At 39.8% G+C, this 19,294-nt stretch carries 17 protein-coding genes and 2 pseudogenes; 12 read left to right on the top strand and 7 right to left on the bottom strand.

Annotated elements, in window-relative coordinates; all coding sequences use genetic code 11:
- Nucleotides 1–300 precede the first annotated feature (300 nt).
- Nucleotides 301–888: a 5-formyltetrahydrofolate cyclo-ligase gene (locus FTV09_RS13540; RefSeq protein WP_067762454.1), complete on the top strand. Its 588-nt coding sequence runs from the start codon at nucleotides 301–303 to the stop codon at nucleotides 886–888.
- A 146-nt stretch (nucleotides 889–1,034) separates the two neighbouring features.
- Entirely contained in the window at nucleotides 1,035–3,461 is a 2,427-nt protein-coding gene (gene lon, locus FTV09_RS13545; RefSeq protein WP_180058631.1) for an endopeptidase La, read from the top strand.
- A gap of 446 nt (nucleotides 3,462–3,907) precedes the next feature.
- Here the strand turns inward: lon and FTV09_RS13550 are convergent, their stop codons facing one another.
- Nucleotides 3,908–4,762 (bottom strand): M20/M25/M40 family metallo-hydrolase, encoded by an 855-nt coding sequence (locus FTV09_RS13550; protein ID WP_245668198.1) that lies wholly within the window; start codon nucleotides 4,760–4,762, stop codon nucleotides 3,908–3,910.
- A gap of 260 nt (nucleotides 4,763–5,022) precedes the next feature.
- Here FTV09_RS13550 and rlmH point away from each other — a divergent pair, with 260 nt between their 5' ends.
- The 3 genes from rlmH to FTV09_RS13565 all read left to right on the top strand — a co-directional run bounded on the left by rlmH (nucleotide 5,023) and on the right by FTV09_RS13565 (nucleotide 7,355).
- Nucleotides 5,023–5,505: a 23S rRNA (pseudouridine(1915)-N(3))-methyltransferase RlmH gene (gene rlmH / locus FTV09_RS13555; protein ID WP_067762448.1), complete on the top strand. Its 483-nt coding sequence runs from the start codon at nucleotides 5,023–5,025 to the stop codon at nucleotides 5,503–5,505.
- Nucleotides 5,506–5,630: 125 nt separating this feature from the next.
- Nucleotides 5,631–6,407: a class III extradiol ring-cleavage dioxygenase gene (locus FTV09_RS13560; RefSeq protein ID WP_180058632.1), complete on the top strand. Its 777-nt coding sequence runs from the start codon at nucleotides 5,631–5,633 to the stop codon at nucleotides 6,405–6,407.
- 171 nt (nucleotides 6,408–6,578) lie between these two features.
- Nucleotides 6,579–7,355 (top strand): DUF4377 domain-containing protein, encoded by a 777-nt coding sequence (locus FTV09_RS13565; RefSeq protein ID WP_180058633.1) that lies wholly within the window; start codon nucleotides 6,579–6,581, stop codon nucleotides 7,353–7,355.
- Nucleotides 7,356–7,440: 85 nt separating this feature from the next.
- Here the strand turns inward: FTV09_RS13565 and gdhA are convergent, their stop codons facing one another.
- The gene (gdhA, locus tag FTV09_RS13570) at nucleotides 7,441–8,784 is read right to left on the bottom strand and encodes an NADP-specific glutamate dehydrogenase (protein WP_180058634.1); all 1,344 of its coding nucleotides are present in this window, start codon (nucleotides 8,782–8,784) and stop codon (nucleotides 7,441–7,443) included.
- A gap of 312 nt (nucleotides 8,785–9,096) precedes the next feature.
- Here gdhA and FTV09_RS13575 point away from each other — a divergent pair.
- Nucleotides 9,097–9,909: pseudogene (locus FTV09_RS13575) on the top strand (RnfABCDGE type electron transport complex subunit B); the annotation flags it as partial.
- A 17-nt stretch (nucleotides 9,910–9,926) separates the two neighbouring features.
- Entirely contained in the window at nucleotides 9,927–10,601 is a 675-nt protein-coding gene (nth, locus tag FTV09_RS13580; protein ID WP_180058640.1) for an endonuclease III, read from the top strand.
- A 126-nt stretch (nucleotides 10,602–10,727) separates the two neighbouring features.
- Here the strand turns inward: nth and FTV09_RS13585 are convergent, their stop codons facing one another.
- From FTV09_RS13585 to FTV09_RS13600, 4 genes are all read right to left on the bottom strand, one after another.
- Entirely contained in the window at nucleotides 10,728–10,934 is a 207-nt protein-coding gene (locus tag FTV09_RS13585) for a hypothetical protein (RefSeq protein ID WP_373687711.1), read from the bottom strand.
- A gap of 87 nt (nucleotides 10,935–11,021) precedes the next feature.
- Nucleotides 11,022–11,681: an adenylate kinase gene (gene adk, locus FTV09_RS13590; RefSeq protein WP_067762439.1), complete on the bottom strand. Its 660-nt coding sequence runs from the start codon at nucleotides 11,679–11,681 to the stop codon at nucleotides 11,022–11,024.
- A gap of 86 nt (nucleotides 11,682–11,767) precedes the next feature.
- Complete coding sequence (locus FTV09_RS13595; RefSeq protein WP_180058636.1) at nucleotides 11,768–13,084, bottom strand: hypothetical protein; 1,317 nt, start codon at nucleotides 13,082–13,084, stop codon at nucleotides 11,768–11,770.
- Between the two features lie 64 nt (nucleotides 13,085–13,148).
- On the bottom strand, nucleotides 13,149–13,667 hold the full coding sequence (locus FTV09_RS13600) for a hypothetical protein (RefSeq protein WP_180058637.1): 519 nt from the start codon (nucleotides 13,665–13,667) through the stop codon (nucleotides 13,149–13,151).
- Nucleotides 13,668–13,901: 234 nt separating this feature from the next.
- Between FTV09_RS13600 and mrdA the strand changes: the two genes are divergently transcribed.
- Entirely contained in the window at nucleotides 13,902–15,965 is a 2,064-nt protein-coding gene (gene mrdA, locus FTV09_RS13605) for a penicillin-binding protein 2 (RefSeq protein WP_067762433.1), read from the top strand.
- 3 nt (nucleotides 15,966–15,968) lie between these two features.
- A complete protein-coding gene (gene rsmD, locus FTV09_RS13610) occupies nucleotides 15,969–16,523 on the top strand; it encodes a 16S rRNA (guanine(966)-N(2))-methyltransferase RsmD (RefSeq protein ID WP_067762431.1) in 555 nt (184 codons plus the stop codon).
- A 59-nt stretch (nucleotides 16,524–16,582) separates the two neighbouring features.
- On the opposite strand, the gene FTV09_RS13615 is transcribed toward rsmD, so the two are convergent.
- Entirely contained in the window at nucleotides 16,583–17,023 is a 441-nt protein-coding gene (locus FTV09_RS13615) for a hypothetical protein (RefSeq protein WP_180058638.1), read from the bottom strand.
- Nucleotides 17,024–17,334: 311 nt separating this feature from the next.
- Between FTV09_RS13615 and FTV09_RS13620 the strand changes: the two genes are divergently transcribed.
- The 3 genes and pseudogenes from FTV09_RS13620 to FTV09_RS13630 all read left to right on the top strand — a co-directional run.
- A complete protein-coding gene (locus tag FTV09_RS13620) occupies nucleotides 17,335–18,075 on the top strand; it encodes a sulfite exporter TauE/SafE family protein (protein ID WP_067762427.1) in 741 nt (246 codons plus the stop codon).
- 156 nt (nucleotides 18,076–18,231) lie between these two features.
- Nucleotides 18,232–18,561, top strand: a complete 330-nt coding sequence (locus tag FTV09_RS13625; protein WP_067762425.1) for a hypothetical protein — start codon at nucleotides 18,232–18,234, stop codon at nucleotides 18,559–18,561.
- A 153-nt stretch (nucleotides 18,562–18,714) separates the two neighbouring features.
- Nucleotides 18,715–19,294 (top strand): annotated as a pseudogene (locus tag FTV09_RS13630) (IS4-like element ISAbe18 family transposase); the annotation flags it as partial.

Here is a 19,294-nt window from a genome sequence, read left to right on the forward strand (position 1 = left end):
GACTCATAAGTGCTCGGTTATATGCGGGCCAATTGGTTGTGCGGTAGATTTTGTGTGCAGGCTTCTTCATTTGAAAATTATATCGCTGAAAAAGCCTTTACAGATAGGTTTGTGCAACAAAGCCGTTATAAATACAAAGCTTCGGTTTAGCTTTCCTTCAATATTTAACAAATGGTAAATTTATTAATGTTTATTATTTTTAAGCATTCTCAGTAGCTATAGAAAAATTAATAGGACAAACCGAGGTTTAGCGGGTTAGTATATTTCTTACCTTTGACTGATTATTTCCCTACTTCTATTATGGAATTAAATACCCAAACTTTACGTAAAACTTTAAGGCAACGTCGTCGCCAAGTTTCTATGTTGAGTCATAAACAGTCTGAGTCAAAAACTGCATATAAATTAATCAGACATTCTATTTTTAAATCCTCTAATAAAGTTGGGATTTATTTACATGCTTTTGGTGAAATACATACTCAAAAAATAATTGATCTGTGCTTTTTACAGGGTAAACAAGTCTTCCTTCCCATGATTTGCAACATGAATCAGCAACTAGTTTGGGTCAAAATTTCGCGAAATCAATACTATAACAAACGCTTTTCACACCACCCACTTGGTATGAAAGAACCGATGGCCTCACGAGGTTTTCATGTATCCCACCTCGATTTATTAATTATGCCTTTGCTTGCGTGTGATCCAGTCGGAACGCGTATCGGTATGGGTGGCGGTTTTTATGACAAAACATTAGCCACCGCCCCCAGAAAGCCAATACGCCTCGGTCTTGCACACGATTTTCAATTTATAACGCAAAGCTTACATCGAGAAGCCTGGGATCAACCCTTAGATGCCTTACTTAGCCCTACAAAACTTTTACGCTTTAAGCGCTAAATTGATAAAATTGACTTAAACGAACACTTTAAAATCACATATTTAGTCATTTTTTATACATTTTAATTGACACTACCCTTGTAATTTAAAAAATACCCATCACTATAAAAACATGGCAACACCGTTGTCACTCATTAGGAGTGCCCATGTCTGAGATTATTATGAATGAAGAAAGCTTGGAAACAATCATTCCGAGCGTATTACCGCTTTTAGCGCTACGAGATGTGGTTGTATATCCTCACATGCAAATTGCGCTGTTTGTGGGTCGTGAAAAATCGATCAACGCAGTTAACGTTGCGCGTGAAAGTGACAATCTTGTATTCGTAGTGGCACAAAAAGATTCGCTATCAGAAGAAATTGATCACGATAATTTATATCAATACGGTACTGTCGCGAAGATTGTGCAAGTTGTAAATCATGAGAATGATGAAAACTGTATTAAGGTACTGATTGAGGGCTTATATCGTGCGAAACTTGAGAAAATCATCGATACAGATGAATACCTCACTGCTGAACACTCATTAAGCCCAATGACAGTTGACTTGAATGCTGAAAATCAATCAACTCGTCTTGAAGAACTACGTGCGCTTTTTGCCCAATATGCAGAAGCAAAACTACGCAATGCACGTGAACTGATTGCTGCAGCGAATAAAATTGAAGATTTACTACAATTGTTATTCTTCGTTGCTACACGTGTGCCTTTAAATATCGACATCAAGCAAAAATTCCTTGAGCACGATGAATTTGAAGCACATTTAGCTGAACTTATGACTTATTTATTGCAACAGTCTGAAGAACAGCAAATTGAACAAACGCTACATGATTCTGTAAAACGCCAAATGGAAAAGAATCAGCGTGAATACTTCTTAAATGAAAAAATGAAGGTTATTCAGCGCGAACTTTCCGATATGAATGGCGGAGCTGAAGATGACGTTCAAGAAATTGAAAAGCGTCTTGCTGAAGCAGACTTACCTGAACATGTACGTAAAAAAGCTGAAAATGAATTCCGTAAGCTAAAAGCGATGCAACCTGCATCAAGCGAAGCAGCTGTGGTGCGTAACTATCTAGAAGTAATTTTAGATACGCCATGGAATAAAGCAAGCAAAGTCAGCATCAACTTGGCTAAAGCACAAGATATATTAGATGCCGACCACTATGGTCTAGATGATGTGAAAGATCGCATTGTTGAATATCTAGCCGTGCAATCACGTGTGAAAAAATTACGTGGCCCAATTTTATGTTTGGTTGGCCCTCCTGGTGTAGGTAAAACCTCACTCGGTGAATCTGTAGCAAAAGCGACAGGACGTGAATTTGTTCGTATGGCACTGGGTGGTGTACGTGATGAAGCTGAAATTCGTGGTCACCGTCGTACTTATATCGGTGCGATGCCGGGTAAAATCGTGCAATCACTATCTAAAGTTGGCGTGAAGAACCCACTGTTCTTGCTCGACGAAATTGACAAAATGGCGCAAGACTACCGTGGCGACCCTGCTTCTGCCTTGCTTGAAGTACTTGATCCATCGCAAAACAGTAAGTTCAATGATCACTATTTAGATCTTGATTTAGACCTTTCTGAAGTGATGTTCATTTGTACTGCAAACAGCATGAATATTCCTGAAGCGCTTCTTGACCGTATGGAAGTGATTCGTCTACCGGGTTATACCGAAGATGAGAAAGTGAATATTGCTGAGCGTTATTTAGTGCCGAAAGCTATTAAAAATAATGGTCTACGCGCTAAAGAATTAACAGTACATGAAGAAGCCATTCGCGACATCGTACAACGTTATACACGTGAAGCTGGTGTGCGTAGCCTTGAACGTGAAGTATCTAAAATTGCACGTAAAGTCGTGAAAGAAGCTGTTAGTAAGAAATCGAAAAATCTTCAAATTGAAGTGGATTCGAAAAATCTTCCTGACTACTTAGGCCCGCACAAATTCGACTTCGGTATGGCTGAAGAAGAAGCACAAGTCGGTCGTGTAAATGGTTTAGCTTGGACTTCCGTGGGTGGTGAGCTATTAACGATTGAAGTGGCAGCAGTTCCAGGTAAAGGCAAATTCATCACTACAGGTTCACTGGGTGACGTGATGAAAGAGTCAATTACAGCAGCAATGACTGTCGTACGTACCCGTGCTGATGAACTCGGTATCGAAGCGTCTCGCTTTGAAGAAACAGATGTTCACGTACATTTACCCGAAGGTGCAACACCAAAAGATGGCCCATCAGCTGGTTTAGCCCTTACTTTAGCACTTGTTTCAGCTTTCACTAAAATTGCAATTCGTCCTGATATTGCCATGACAGGTGAAACAAGCTTAAGTGGTCGTGCGATGCGTATTGGCGGCTTAAAAGAAAAACTTTTGGCAGCACACCGTGGTGGTGTAAAACTCGTGTTTATCCCACAAGACAACGTTCGTGATTTGTCTGAAATTCCAGACAACGTAAAAGAAGGTTTAGAAATTAAAGCAGTGAAATCGATTGATGAAATCTTACCACTTGCATTGGTTTCTGCACCAAAAGCCTTAGCCAAAACACCTATCGTTAAAGCAACTGACAGTGGCAAAGCGGCACGCCATTAAGTTTTAAAACTATTTTACATGATTAAAAAAAGCCCTGTTCGCAGGGCTTTTTTGTGTTCAAAATTGGATGTTAAAAAATTGAAAACCGAACAACATTAGAAATTAAAATTAGCCATAGCAAATATACATGAAGCAAGTTCCATCCAACGAATTGAAGTTAGTGATGTAATACCTATAGGAATATAAATTAGAAAGTCTTACAAAATTTCAGGGTTATTACTTGATAAATACTTAATCATCCCCCATATATATATTGGTAGAGATATACGCGCTGTATGTTTCATTTTCGTTCCAAATGCACATTATGTGATTGTTCTTTTTGGAACAGAATGGTCATCTGCATCTCCAGGCAGATGACCTTTTATCGCAGTCCACAGGCTTTCAGGACTGCGTTTTTTATGCATTCAAGTTTTGTCTTAGTTCTTCAATGGATTTTGATACGCTCATCATGGCGCAATCAAAGTTTTTACCAAACCATTTACAACTTGTGCCATCTTCCCCACATTGAGTTTTTCTATCGTATCTTGCTCGGTATGGTAATGCTTATTTCGATAGTATGCCGTATCCGTAATCATCATTGCAGGTATATCAAATTTCCAATAATTCATATGATCTGAGAAATCGATTCCTTGAATAAATGAAGGTGAAATAAGTCGCTCACACTGTAATTCGTTTAAATTTTCCATTGCACTACAGTAATTTGAGGTCAAATCACGAGACTGCACATTGCCCACAGCAGCAATGAAATTTGAATGTGATGGATAAATCCACTTCAAACCAATCGGATAATCTTGAGTCGCTTTCGGGTCAAAATAACCAATCATTTCCAAAATATAAACACCATTTATTTTATCTTTGTTTTTAGCGACTGACTTTGCATGGATAAAACTACCCATTGACTCCGTTCGAAAATAAGGCGGTTCTTCTAACGTATAAAATACGAATTCAATATTTTGTTTCAACCGCGATTTTTCTGCTGCCAAAATACGTGCTGTCTCAAGTACACCTGCAACACCAGATGCATTGTCATCAGCACCCGCTTGTTCACCATATACATCGTAATGCGCTCCTACAATCACCTTTGTACTGTTTCCCGTATTCAATGGGCACACCACATTGCGGTAGGGTTGACTATTCACTGTATAGGTTTGAAAACTACAATTAACACCAAATAAACGCATTTGCTCGCGAATCCATGCGGAGACACGATTCAACTCCTGAATATTTTTATAGTTTCTATATTCGCCTTCAGAGCCAATAATTTGCTGTAAATAAACGCTTAAATTTTCAGGTTCAGCCATTCGAGTAGTCGCATGTGCAGTAAGTGGCAAACTAAAAAGAATCACAACTACCGTGAGTGAATGATACAGCAGCTGAAAACCACGTTTTAGGGGTAGTTTTATCATTGTTATTATTCCGCTTTTTAAAAATTTGAGCATAAGTAACTTATGCTGCGTATTTAAACAGCAAGCAAATCCTCTTTTCAATTGCAATTTGTGTCTGTTATTACAAAGCAACAAATCACCGTTATAATAGTCTTTTGCTTCATTTCAGGCGCTGTATGAAAATCCGCATTCTCACTATTGGTCAAAAAATGCCAGCTTGGGTACTGACAGGTTTTGAAGACTATTTCAAACGTATTCAACCCTTTGTACAAACTCAAATTGTTGAATTGCCTATGGCGAAGCGCGGTAAAAATGATTCTGAAGCTGATATTTTAAAATACCGTCAAATCGAAGGTGATAGCATATTAAATGCCATGAAAGGTAATGAGGTGTTAATTGCTCTTGAAGTCGGTGGCCGTGAATTTAGTACTGAAAAACTTGCTGAAACAATGAAAGGTTGGATGCTAGAAGGTAATGATGTGGTCTTAGCAATTGGTGGACCTGATGGGCACTCTGAAGCCGTACGTAAAGCAGCAGCATGGCATTGGTCATTATCAAAACTTACACTGCCTCACCCAATGGTTCGTGTCATGCTCATTGAGCAGCTCTACCGTGCTATGAGCATCAACAACAACCACCCTTACCATCGTGCTGGCTAAAATCACTGTTTAGTTTTTCGCATTGTTGCATAAACGAAACAATACGTTGAATTTATACAGATTGGTTATAGTTTCAAAATACAGCATGATAAACCTATTCCATATAACGACTTCCGGCGACGACCATGAATTTACAAACACTCCCAGGTTTATTTATTTCCCACGGTTCTCCAATGCTCGCTATCAATCCTGAGCAAGTTGGGCCTGCGCTGGAACGTCTCAGTCTCAATCTTCCAAAACCCCAAGCCATTATTATTATGTCTGCACATTGGGAAAGTAACGCACTAGAAGTAAGTACAGGCATTCGACCAGAGACTTGGCACGATTTCCGTGGTTTTCCTACGGAACTTTATGAGATTCGCTACCCTGCTCCAGGTCAACCAGAACTTGCAGAAGAAATTTTACATCTATTAGCAAATGCTGGACTTGCAGCACATGCAAACAGCACACGTCCGCGTGACCATGGTGTTTGGATGCCATTACTTCACATGTATCCAGAAGCAGACATTCCAGTTGTTGAAATATCACTGCCAATGACAATAAGTGCTCAAGACATATATAAAATTGGACAAACACTGGCACCTTTGCGCGAAAAACAAATTTTGTTGATTGGTTCCGGTAGCATTACGCATAACTTGCGCGAATTAGCTTGGAATGGGCAAGCGGCTGCTGTACCTGAGTGGGCTTCGACTTTCCGCAATTATGTGGTTAGTAAACTTACTCACCAAGATTATGACGCAGTGCTTGACTGGCAGTCTATTCCACAGGTTCAACGCAACCACCCGACCATAGAGCACTTTGCACCAATCTTTTTCGCAATGGGTGCAGGCCATCGCTTCTCAATTGTGCATAGCAGTTTCAGTATGGGTTCACTCGGTATGGATATTTATCGCTTTGATTAACTATGACAATTTTATAAAATACGCTTTTAATAGATAAATTATATTTATATAATAACAAATATATATTTATGGATACATTTTGATACCGAATCGCGCAGAATGTATCCATAATTTTTTAAAATGAATAGGTTATGCTGCATTCTGTTATTTAGATCAAGAACTGTAAGCCTTATGAAATTAAAATATTTAGCGATTGCACTCTTCCCTTTAGCACTTGCAGCATGTCAATCAAGCGATATCCAAAAAGCTGGAGATATAGCCTTGACCGTTTTACAACAACAAAATGCAGATAAAACCTTGGCCGCGTATCAGTGGAGTACCAACACTGAAAATGCGCCCAAACCGATTGTTTTAAACTTTAGCGAAGAAGGTCGTCTAAGTATCTCAACAAGCTGTAATACGCTAGGTAGCTCTTGGTCAGTCGAAAATAATACTATCAGCACAGGTAGCATGATGGCAACGCAAATGGCTTGCCCGAATAACATGATGGCGCAGGAAGGTATCGCTGCAGATATTTTCTCAAACCGCAAAGTGCCATTTATTTTAAATCTAAACGATAAAGAAAAACCCACCCTTACTTTAACCAATAGTAAAGGTGAAAAGATTGTATTCACAGGTAAAATGACCCCTGAAACTAAATACCAATCTGCGGGTGAAACAATTTTCTTTGAAATTAGCCCTGAAACTAAACAATGTACAGGTGTTGCACCGCAAACATGTTTACAGGTCAAAGAAATTAAATATGCCGAAAATGGAGTTAAAACCCAAGTCGATAAAGACTGGAGTTTGTTTTATGACAAAATTGAAGGCTTTGAACATTCACCCAATGAGCGTCAAATCATTCGTGTGAAACGCTATGAAATTAAAAATCCAGCAGCAGATCAATCTAAATATGCCTATGTGCATGACATGACAATTGCGCGTGGTAGCTTAGACAGCAAACTCTAAGTCAGATTTGCATCGCTCAATTTAATTTTGAAATAAAAAAACCGAGGCATTAGCCTCGGTTTTTTAGTTCCTACTTACGTAGAACTTAGTAAACGCCTTGAGCAAGCATTGCATCAGCTACTTTTACGAAGCCAGCAATGTTTGCACCGTTTACATAGTTCACAGTACCGTCTTCTTCAGTACCGTATTTCACGCAGTTACGGTGAATTTCTTTCATGATCGCATGAAGACGCTCATCAACTTCTTCAAAAGTCCAACCCAAACGAATTGCGTTTTGAGACATTTCAAGACCAGAAGTTGCAACACCACCTGCATTCGATGCTTTACCTGGTGCATAAAGAATTTTCGCTTCAACGAATTTCTCAACAGCATCCAAAGTAGAAGGCATGTTTGCGCCTTCAGCAACACAGATTACACCGTTTGCAAGAAGTACAGCAGCATCATCGCCATTCAATTCATTTTGTGTTGCACATGGAAGTGCGATATCACATTTGATTGACCAAGGACGTTGACCTTCAAGGTATTCAAAACCGTGCTTAGATGCGAATTCTGAAATACGACCACGTTTTACGTTTTTAAGTTCCATTACTTCAGCAAGAAGTTCAGTTGTGAAACCATCTTTAACGTATACAGTACCGTTAGAGTCTGAAAGTGAAACCACTTTCGCACCTAGATACATTGCTTTTTCAGCTGCAAATTGTGCAACGTTACCTGAACCCGAAATAGTCACAACTTTGTTGTTGAAGCTATCACCACGAGTTTTTAGCATTTCTTCAGCAAAGTACACTGTACCGAAACCTGTAGCTTCAGGACGTGCAAGTGAACCACCGAAAGTTAAGCCTTTACCAGTGAATACACATGCAGTGTCGTTGCTTAATTTTTTCATCATGCCGGCCATGTAGCCAACTTCACGGCCACCCACACCGATGTCACCCGCTGGGATGTCAGTGTTTGAACCTAAATGACGATATAACTCGATCATCAATGCTTGGCAGAAACGCATAATTTCGCCTTCAGATTTACCTTTAGGATCGAAATCTGAACCACCTTTACCACCACCCATAGGCAATGTAGTTAAAGCATTTTTGAAAGTTTGCTCAAAGCCTAAGAATTTTAGGATTGAAAGGTTCACTGAAGGATGGAAACGCATACCACCTTTGAATGGACCAATTGCTGAGTTGTATTGAACACGGAAAGCACGGTTAACGTGAGTTTGACCTTTGTCATCTACCCATGAAACACGGAATTGAATCGCACGTTCTGGCTCAACAAGACGCTCAAGCAGACCGTAGTCAGCATACTCTGGGTTCTTTTCAATGAAAGGCCAAAGGCTCGTCATCACTTCTTCAACAGCTTGAAGAAATTCAGGTTGATGTGCATCACGTGTTTTAACGTAGTCCAGGAAGTCGTTAAGGCTGTTATATTTCAACGCTTAATCCTCAGCAGATGTATGGATCAAAACTGTTCACAATTTTGATCAAAGATATATTTTGGCGCAAAATATTAAATATCTTTTGTAACCAATGGGCAATAGTTTTTTTTAAAAATCTTTAAAATATATAAATTTCATGTGTTTAATTTGATTTTTAAGATGTTTTGGTTATATATCTAATAACTTTAAGGAATATTTTAATGTTGTTTTTTGCGCATAAATGATGCAAACAACGACCTATTTTCGAGCACACTCAATACACTAAAAACATGCTAGAATTCATTACCCTGCTTTGTTTTCGCACTTTCTGCTGTAACTCGACGAACCATGAATTCTGAAATTTCCCTCATTCAACAAATTGACGCATTACTTCCACAAACCCAATGCGGTCTATGTGGCCATCGTGATGGGTGTTTGCCCTATGCAAAATCAATTCATGAAGGTGAAGCTGCGAATAAATGCGTGCCGGGTGGGCAGCCTGTGGCTGATGCCTTAGCGATTCTGTTAAATCGTGCTCCGTTAAAAGCAGAAGAAAGTGTGTGGCCAATTCAATCCGACGGCCGTCCTCAACGTGTTAAAGCAGTGATTCGTGAAGACGAATGTATTGGATGTACAAAATGCATTAGCGCCTGCCCTGTCGATGCCATCATTGGCTCAGGAAAACTCATGCATAGCGTATTAACGGATTTATGCACGGGCTGTGAACTGTGCATTCCTCCTTGCCCGGTCGACTGCATTGACTTGGTTGAAGACACCCAACCGATACTAAATTCAACACTAAGAATTGCAGAGCAAGACGACTTACGCCGCCGATATTATGCACATATTCAGCGTGAAGAAAAACGTCAACTCAATCGTAAAGGTCCTGTCGTTCGCGCCGAAATTGACACTGAATTATTTGCCCAATTTTCAAGCCAAACGGACTCTGTTCCTGCAATTGAAGTGGTTGAAAAACAAAATGTACCGACCATTAATATTGATGCAAAAACCACGATTGAACTTGCAAAAATCCGAACACAAATCAAAAAACTCGAAAAGCAGCTCAGTGTTCGTGAAGATGCCAAAAAACGTGAGTTGCTTGATTCGCTTTCGGTACAACTAACACAATTACAAGGGGCTTAATTGTGGCTGTTAAAAATATGACGAAAAAGCAGATTCAAACTTTTTTTGAACGACTGCGTGAACAACGTCCCAACCCTAAAACTGAACTAAATTACAGCAGCCCCTTTGAGCTATTGGTGGCAGTGACATTATCTGCCCAAGCCACTGATGTCAGCGTCAATAAAGCCACAGATAAACTATTTCCTATTGCCAATACACCTGAAGCTATTTATGCCTTAGGCGTTGATGGATTAAAGGAATATATTAAGACCATTGGCTTATATAATTCGAAAGCTGAGAACGTCATTAAAGCCTGTAAGATGTTAATCGACAAACACAACAGCGTCGTACCAAACAATCGTGCAGACTTAGAAGCCTTGCCCGGTGTGGGGCGTAAGACAGCGAATGTGGTGCTGAATACCGCTTTCGGTCAACCAACAATGGCCGTTGATACACATATTTTTCGTTTAGGTAACCGTACAGGTTTAGCTGTCGGCAAGAACGTGCTTGAAGTCGAACACCGTTTAGTGAAAGTGATTCCAAAAGAATTTATTGTCGACTCACATCATTGGTTAATTTTACATGGTCGTTACTGTTGTATCGCACGTAAACCCAAGTGTCATGAATGTATTGTTTCTGACGTGTGTAACTGGCCTGATCGTTTTGAGTTTGGTGCAGCAAGACCAATTAAAGTAACCAATCTAGATGCCTAATATTTCTTGGATATCGCAAGCATCATTTTTATGCTAATCAAATGAAAATCAGCAATATATAACTCAGATATATTGCTGATTTTTCAATATGCTAGTGTAATTTAGGCCTCAACCCTTCACAGCAAATTACTGTTCAGATTTAGTGTCTTGCTGCTTTTTTTTATCTAACTCTTGTTGTAATTTGGGATGTAACTGATACTGCTTCGGGTTTAATTTTGCATCTTTTGCTTCTTCAATTTGTACATTACGTAGCATTTTAAAACTAACATAAAGCAGTCCCAGTAAAACCGCCACTGCAACTACAACACCCAAAATTAAAGCAACTTTCAGCACTAGATTGTCCTCAAAAATGAACAATAAAAAAAAGAGTCCCACTATGCAGTAGGACTCTTTTAAAGTCAAAATTTCAGTCGAACTGAATTATTTTGCTTGATCTAAAATCGCGAACAAATCAGTTTGTACTTGTTCGATTGGACGTAGACCATTTAATTTGTCATAAGTCGGCGCATTTTCACCAGACGCGGCGCGGCCTTGGTAGAAACCAACCAGTTGTTCAGTTTCAGTATGATATGAACCTAGACGTTTACGAATCGTCGCTTCTTGATCATCAGGACGTTGCACAAGGTCTTCACCAGTTTCATCATCTTTACCTTCCACTTTCGGTGGATTGTAAACGATGTGGTAAACACGACCTGATGCAGGGTGTTGACGACGACCAGAAAGACGTTGAACGATTTCTTCGTCAGGTACATCAATCTCGATCACGTGATCGATGTTGATACCTTCATTTTCAAGCGCTTCAGCTTGAGGAATCGTACGTGGGAAACCGTCAAAAATGCAGCCGTTTACGCAATCAGGTTGAGCAATACGTTCTTTAACAAGACCAATAATCAGCTCATCAGATACAAGACCGCCATTATCCATGACACTTTTAGCTTGTAGACCTAATTCAGTACCTTCACGAATCGCAGCACGGAGCATATCACCGGTTGAAATTTGTGGGATATCGTAGCGCTTACAGATCAACTGAGCCTGTGTGCCTTTACCTGCTCCAGGTGGTCCGAGTAATATAATGCGCATAAAAAAACATCCTCATTTTAAAACATTGTATATGACGCTATACGGTGATATGAACCCCAAGATTAACATCACCTATCAGCATCTAATTATAAGAAAGCCACAAACAAATGTATTGTACCAGCTATAAAACCAGTCACCCCACCCAACACAATCAAAATCCATTCGTCTTCCTGAAATGCAGGACGTAACAAATTTTGAAATTCTTTAGGCGTTAACTCGCGAATACGGTCTCTAAACATCTGAAAGATTTTCTGTGCACGGCTCGCATTAAACGCAGGGTCGCATACAGGCACCATCGTAATTTCAATTGAGCGATCGATCAAGTCTGTCTTGAGTTTTGCATACTCTTTTGGACCCAAAGACAACTGTAATGAGGTACGAACCAATGGTGTTTCCATAATTTCGTTAATATGACGTTTAACAATGCGACGAGTCTTGTCTTTTTTCCCGCCATACATCATTTCGGTCATGATAGATTTTAGCGTAATTAGGTCTTCTGTGACTACACTTGCGAATACATCCGATACTTCTTCTTGGCGTTTCATAAACGCCCCTTGAATATTGTAAGTTCCAATACGCGGAATCACAGGCTTGATCCAAGGAAATTTACGATCTTTAGTTAATTCAAAGAATTGCAAATACTTCACTGGGTGTGGTTCGATTGGATTGAATACCATCCAAATAGCAATCCAATTGGTCAAAAAGCCCCAGATTGCAGCCCAGAATGGCACTGTCCAATGCCAAGGCACCACAAACCAAACAACCATCTGGAAGATACCAAAGAACATCCCAATCAAGGCACTAATATGCCAAATAAAGTTAATTTCTTTTTGTCCAACTTTAAGGAACATTCGCACCATCAGGCGTCGATCAGACTCCATCTGGCTCACCACCATTTCACGCATGTCAACTAATGACTCGACGTTCATGGTCAGTTCGGTCACAAGTTCTTTTAAAGTACTTGGTAACTGTTTATGTGCTTGAGCATAAATACGACGTTTGATCGAATACGGTAAATTTTCCCAAAGAACAGCATTTCGGTCGAGCATGACTTCATCAATTAAATGTTCAAGCTCAAAACCAACTTGTTCACCAATAATACGCGCCATGTCCTCAGGATCCATTGCATCTAAAAATTCACGCAATGAACCCAATTTAGACAAAGTGTTGTCGGTAATAATGCCAGATATACGTCCAGCCTTTCTTGGCACAATGCCCTGCCATCCCACCGGTATTGGGCCTAAATGGAATCCCCAAAAAGTAATTGGGTAAAACACCATTTTAAGTGCCATCCAAACGTGTGCCCAGGTAACGAACGCGGTAACGGGGATAATACTTAGCACCGCCCAAAAATCGGGTCGTTGCAAAAAGGTTTGCCACAGATCGTTAACGTACTCAAGCATGCATAACTTCCATATTTAATTTTATTCAGTGAGCGCGGTTAAAACATAAAGTTGATTATTTTCACTACAAACCAATACTTAGAGTATATGAGATTTGTAGTCTAGGTTCGATTTCTGCAATAACATTGCCCGACTTATCTTCTAATTTCTCTCCTGCACCCAGGCCAACACTAAACGTACTGATACGCTCGGAGCTCAACATCACATAAGCAAGATCAATACCACCGCCTAATCGAGCTTCATCGTCACCATCAACTTTTTTCGTGTCGATATAACCTGCATAAGCCCCGACATAATAACCATTTTTATCCTTGCCAGTGAAATGAACTGGGTGACGAAAGCCGACTTGTCCACCAGGTGTTTTATCATCGTTCAAGAAAACACCAGCTTTCGCATAAGCAATGCCATAAGGGTTGACCCATTCACCATTCACATGAATGATTTTTTGAGTAAAACCCGCACCAAGATTCCAAGCTTGATAGCCTGTACTGCCTAAATTTGCCTCAGGTAAAAATGCGTTGTCATTGGCGTGTGCGACACTTCCAAGCATCATTAACGCCAACCATGGATAAAATTTATTCATTGTTTTCACTAACTTCCTTAGTATTATTTTTGGATTATTCCTTTTTTATTCTTAGCGACTTTATCAGATTAAAATGAACTGTTATACACAAGCTCGCATCTTTTTCATGTCTGCAAAGTCAAAGTTTGAGCTACATCCACGAGCAGCACGTTTTTAATTCTCAAAAAAAATAACAATTGCGCTAGAATATGCCTCTTCTGTTATTTCAGTTCTTTGTCTTTAAGTCGATCGCATATGAAGCAGCACTTTCCTTTAAAAAATGTCCAGCAAGAAAAGCGGATTTATCGTAATCGTGTACTGATTTCGATTGGGATCGTGTCATTCTTTATGTTGCTATTGGTAGCTCGCTACGCCTATTTACAAATTAAGAATTACGAAACGTTTTCAACCGCTGCAGATCAAAACCGAATTCGTTTACAGCCTTTAGCGCCATCCCGTGGCTATATTTATGACCGCAATGGTGTATTACTGGCTGATAACTACCCTGTATTCTCTGCAACCATGAGTCGTGCAGATGTTGAAGATATTGACGACACCGTCAAGCGCCTCACGCCGCTCCTTGAACTTACTGATGAAGACATTGAACGTTTTAGCAGTCGAATTAAAACTTCAAAGAAAACTGAACGTGTTTCAATCAAACTTAACCTGAATGAAAATGATATTGCGCGTTTTAGTGAAGTGAAATATCAATTCCCAGGCGTTAATATCGAAACACAAATGACCCGTTATTACCCACATGGTGAACTTTTTGCGCATGTGATTGGTTATGTCGGTCGTATCAATGACAAAGAACTTAAAACCATTGATAAAGATTTATATGCTGGCTCTAACCTGATTGGTAAGATCGGCGTTGAAAAGTCGTATGAAGAATTACTACATGGCATGCCCGGCAATGAGTCCGTTGAAGCTGATGCTTTTGGTAATGTGTTACGCCACTTGGGCCGTAAAGATCCAGTTCGTGGTAATGATCTGTATTTATCCTTAGATTATGGCTTACAAACGATTGCTTCTGAGCAATTGGCAGGTCGACGTGGCGCTATTGTTGCAATGGATCCGCGTACAGGTGAAATTCTTGCTTTGGTATCCAGCCCAAGCTTTAACCCGAACCTGTTCGTAACAGGTATTAGTAGTAAAGATTATTCTGGTTTACGTGATAGCTTAGACCAACCACTCTATAACCGTGCTGTACAAGGGGCTTATCCTCCAGGATCGACCATTAAACCGATGTTTGGTATGGGTGGTATTCACTATGGTTTAGTTGATTGGAGCACGGCTATTTCAGATCCCGGTTATTTTACTTTACCAGGTGATAGCCATCGTTTCCGTGACCACAAAAAAACCGGTCATGGCGCTGTAAATATGCATAAAGCACAAGTTGTCTCTTGTGATACCTATTTTTATGTCCTGTCATATCGCATGGGCATTGAAAAAATGAACTCATGGATGCGTCAATTTGGTTTCGGTGAAAAAACTGGTGTCGATTTACCAAGTGAAAGTACAGGCTTATATCCGAACCCTGAATGGAAAATGCGTACCCGCAAATCAAATTGGCTTAAAGGTGAAACGATTTCCGTCAGTATTGGACAAGGTGCATTTACCGCAACCCCATTACAACTGGCCATGGCGACTGCAATTACAGCCAACCAAGGCTCTCATGTCACCCCTCATGTATTGCGTGAAAGTAAAGGTTCTAAGGTGCATAAAGTTCATAATGCACCAAATGGCCGCATTCAATTTAATGGTAAACCAGAAGATTGGATTAAGATGCGTGATGCCATGATTGATGTAGTGCAAACGGGTACAGGCCGTGGTATCCGCACGCCGATGTATCAAATTGCAGGTAAAACAGGTACAGCTCAGGTTAAAAGTATTGCTCAAGGTAAACGATATAACGAAGCATTACTTACAGAACGTCAACTTGATCACGGCCTATTTGTTGGCTTTGCACCCGCTGAAAAACCTGAAATTGCAATTGCTGTGGTTTGGGAAAATGGCCGTCATGGTGGTTCGGCAGCTCAAATCGCTAAACCTATTTTTGACTATTGGCTACTAACTCGTAAAAAAAATCCAATTCGTCCTTCCGGCCACCAAGTAAGTGGTGGCTTAATGACAGCTGGGATTAAACCCGGTGAATTACCAAGTGGCGCTAATATTTTGTCTGCCGACCCAAATGCAAATCCAAACCAGCAAACAAATGAAGCGAACTCAAATAGTAACCAGGCCGCTCAGACAAATGGTCAAGCAGCACCTACTACATCTCGTGCTGCGAGTGCAGCCGCAACAGCTGATCAGGAATAATCAATGAAAAATCAATTAAGAATCATTGGTGGAGAATGGAAACGTCGTCAGCTACCTTTTGCCAGTATTGACGGACTTCGCCCAACGCCTGACCGTGTACGTGAAACGCTTTTTAACTGGCTCATGTGGGACGTACAAAATGCCAAAGTTCTAGATCTATGTACCGGTTCAGGTGCATTAGCATTTGAAGCACTCTCACGAGGTGCAGCACAAGCAGTCATGATAGAACCTGACCGTACGCAAGCAAAATTTTTAACGGATAATCTCGAACTATTACGTGTGAGTAAGCAACAGGCCCAACTCAAAATTATGACTGCTCAACAAGCCTTAGCTACATTAAAAGAGCAGTTTGATTTAGTATTTTTAGACCCTCCCTATAGCCTCGACCTATGGGAAACCTTAGCAAACCAAGCTGATCCATTAATTGCAGAAAATGGCTTAATTTATGTCGAAGCTGATCGAGATCTATCTCAGCTCAAATTACCCGTATCATGGAAACAAATTAAAAATACTAAAGCTGGTACAGTTCGCGCTGGACTCTATCAAAAATCAGTTTAAAACCAAATGTATTTAAAAAAGGACGCTTACGCGTCCTTTTCTTAGCGAATGTCCCAAGATCAAATTTGTGGACGTAAAGGTCGCTGTGCATTAAATCCACCTGTAGATAGCTTAACTGCTGGTGCAACATTAGGACGCTTCTTCTGTGATTGAGCATTCGGTTTTGGTTTCGTTACAGGTTTTGTTGTTTGTGGTTTAGCGGTTTGAGGCTTATTTACATTCGGTTTATGCTGTGACGGGCGTTGTACATTAGGCCGTTGATTATCCCAAGGTCGATGCTGTTGGGTTGAACCTATATGCTGTGGACGCTGATGATGTGGTCTGTATTGCGGCTGATTCGGACGATATTGTGGACGCTCATAGCCATAAGAATTTGAATATCGATGCGATGATCCATAACCATATTGACTTGAATAATGCGAGCCATCGTCAAACGGTGCAACCACACACCCGGTAAGTGAAATTGCGAGCACTGATAGCAAAGAAACTTGTTTAAGCATGTGAACTACTCCTATTTGAATAGGGATAGTCTGCTGTAAAGAAATGGATCAAAAAGGTAACCTATGTAGATGAGATGTATACCCATGTCCATTTTTTATCCATCATCTAGAATATTAAACCTATAAATAAGATGTAAAAAAACCAAGCTTGGCAGTGAAACATTTATGATAGAACACCGATAACAATCAGCGAATCACCCCATTATTCGATCAGATTTTTAGATAACTTATTTCGTTATTTATACTAACAAACTCCCCTTCAGAGATAATTTTATCTACAATAGCGACTGAATTTTAAAAGTAAAAATGCAATGACATGGTTAATTTTCATTCTTGGGGCAGTATGTGCAGGTTTCATCCAAGGATTAACAGGTTTTGCATTTGCACTAATTGCTATGTCTTTTTGGGTATGGATTCTGCCGCCGCAAATTGCAGCACCCTTAGTTGTTAGTGCTTCAGTCTATAGTCACTTTATTTCCCTCAGTTACGAAAAAAACTCCATAAACCTCGATCGCAAACTCATTTGGCCTTACTTAATAGCGGGCTTAATTGGCGTGCCTTTAGGAACCTATTTACTCGATATTATTAATCAAAACACTTTTAAGCTGGTACTCGGTGCATTTTTAGTGATTTGGTGCCCGATCCTTTTTTTTAATCCTACAATTGGATGGATCACAAAATCGGGTAAATGGGCAGATTCGATCATTGGCTATATTGGAGGCATATTGGGTGGATTAGGTGGCTTTTGTGGGGCATTGCCTTCTGCTTGGCTCATGCTTAAAAAGACACCGAAAGAACAGCAGCGTTATATTCTGCGTCATTTTAATTTCGCAATTCAAATCGTGACCTTAGCCAGCTATCTATGGCAAGGGATTATCCAAAAACAGCACTTACCCTATCTGGCGGTATTACTGATTATCATGGCATTTCCGGTAATTTTAGGTGCACGTTTGTTTTACAAAGTCTCGGAACGCCAGTTTAAACACATTGTTCTTGGTTTATTATTTAGCTCAGGATGCTTTTTACTTAGCATGAGTCTATTGCACAGCTAAACCAGTTTTTGAAATATAAATGATCTACAAAATACAACTAAAATCATGAACCACATCTCATTTAATCATTTTTTAGCCAAATGGTAAAAAATAAATTAATTTTTATCTTAAAACTGAATAGAATACGACACCACATCATTTGCTCATAAAAAAATCATGAATAAGTTCATCCTGCTCGCAGGTGTAACTCTGTTAAGCGGCTGTATGTTTGGCACATCTAGCGAAATAAAAAAAGCCGAAAAGCTACTTTCTCAATTCCAATGTAATAATATCGAAAGCGCACATATGACGCACAGTTCGATTACCAGTTTCCATGAGCAAAAACTTGCTTCAAGTAAACAGAAAGTCGTTTCTTATATTGATCAATATAAAGATGGCGATAAATTATTTAGCATTCCACTCACCGATGTCGTGGATCAACAATATATTATTTATAAGTCTGCTTGCCAAAACTTAGGTGGGATACATCCTGAAGTTGAAGAATAACAAAAACTATTTACATCGATTTTTCTCAAATCAAAATAAAAAAGGACAGTCTGAGCCACTGCTGTCCCATAGTTTGCTTTAAATAAAAAAACCTGAGTCCTAACAGTTAAAATATGAGTGCAAACAAACACTTTAACGACTAGGATTCAGGTTTTGTCACATCAGAATACCGTATTTCATGAGCTAATTAAACCTGTTGTGCGACAGGATTTTGAACAACTTGCTAAAGTACACCATGTTGGACAGAAATTTAGAGCGGCTTCCCGGTGGGATCAGTTTATTGCCATATTGATGTCTCAATTCTCTTGTAGGCAAAGTCTGAGAGATATTCAATCCAATTTGGAGTGCCAACAGGAAAAGCTAAGTCATCTCGGAGCAAAGTCTATTCCCCGAAGCACGCTGGCACGAATCAATGAGCAGCAGCCTGCTGCCTTGTATCAACAGCTATTTTACAAGTTGCTTAAATACTATGAACACTCAAAAGTAGCTCATAAATTTCGCTTTAAGAATCCCTTGTATTCCTTGGATGCCAGTCATATTGACCTGTCGCTTTCCTTATGTGAATGGGCCAAAGTTCACAACTCAAAAGCCAGCATGAAACTCAGCATAGGATTGAATCACAGCAATGATATTCCTGAGTTTGTTGCAGTTGAAAATGGCAAAGAAAATGACATGGTACAAGGCCGCAAATTCCAGTTTCCTGCTGGCAGCATTGTAGTTTTTGATAAAGGCT

This window comes from Acinetobacter sp. YH12227 (genome assembly GCF_013417785.1).
GTDB classification, from domain to species: domain Bacteria; phylum Pseudomonadota; class Gammaproteobacteria; order Pseudomonadales; family Moraxellaceae; genus Acinetobacter; species Acinetobacter gandensis.

Coding starts and splice junctions, on each gene's coding strand:
- FTV09_RS13540 (WP_067762454.1), top strand. CDS start 301: ATGGAATTAAATACCCAAACTTTACGTAAAACTTTAAGGCAACGTCGT.
- lon (WP_180058631.1), top strand. CDS start 1,035: ATGTCTGAGATTATTATGAATGAAGAAAGCTTGGAAACAATCATTCCG.
- FTV09_RS13550 (WP_245668198.1), bottom strand. CDS start 4,762: ATGGCTGAACCTGAAAATTTAAGCGTTTATTTACAGCAAATTATTGGC.
- rlmH (WP_067762448.1), top strand. CDS start 5,023: ATGAAAATCCGCATTCTCACTATTGGTCAAAAAATGCCAGCTTGGGTA.
- FTV09_RS13560 (WP_180058632.1), top strand. CDS start 5,631: ATGAATTTACAAACACTCCCAGGTTTATTTATTTCCCACGGTTCTCCA.
- FTV09_RS13565 (WP_180058633.1), top strand. CDS start 6,579: ATGAAATTAAAATATTTAGCGATTGCACTCTTCCCTTTAGCACTTGCA.
- nth (WP_180058640.1), top strand. CDS start 9,927: ATGACGAAAAAGCAGATTCAAACTTTTTTTGAACGACTGCGTGAACAA.
- adk (WP_067762439.1), bottom strand. CDS start 11,681: ATGCGCATTATATTACTCGGACCACCTGGAGCAGGTAAAGGCACACAG.
- FTV09_RS13595 (WP_180058636.1), bottom strand. CDS start 13,084: ATGCTTGAGTACGTTAACGATCTGTGGCAAACCTTTTTGCAACGACCC.
- FTV09_RS13600 (WP_180058637.1), bottom strand. CDS start 13,667: ATGAATAAATTTTATCCATGGTTGGCGTTAATGATGCTTGGAAGTGTC.
- mrdA (WP_067762433.1), top strand. CDS start 13,902: ATGAAGCAGCACTTTCCTTTAAAAAATGTCCAGCAAGAAAAGCGGATT.
- rsmD (WP_067762431.1), top strand. CDS start 15,969: ATGAAAAATCAATTAAGAATCATTGGTGGAGAATGGAAACGTCGTCAG.
- FTV09_RS13615 (WP_180058638.1), bottom strand. CDS start 17,023: ATGCTTAAACAAGTTTCTTTGCTATCAGTGCTCGCAATTTCACTTACC.
- FTV09_RS13620 (WP_067762427.1), top strand. CDS start 17,335: ATGACATGGTTAATTTTCATTCTTGGGGCAGTATGTGCAGGTTTCATC.
- FTV09_RS13625 (WP_067762425.1), top strand. CDS start 18,232: ATGAATAAGTTCATCCTGCTCGCAGGTGTAACTCTGTTAAGCGGCTGT.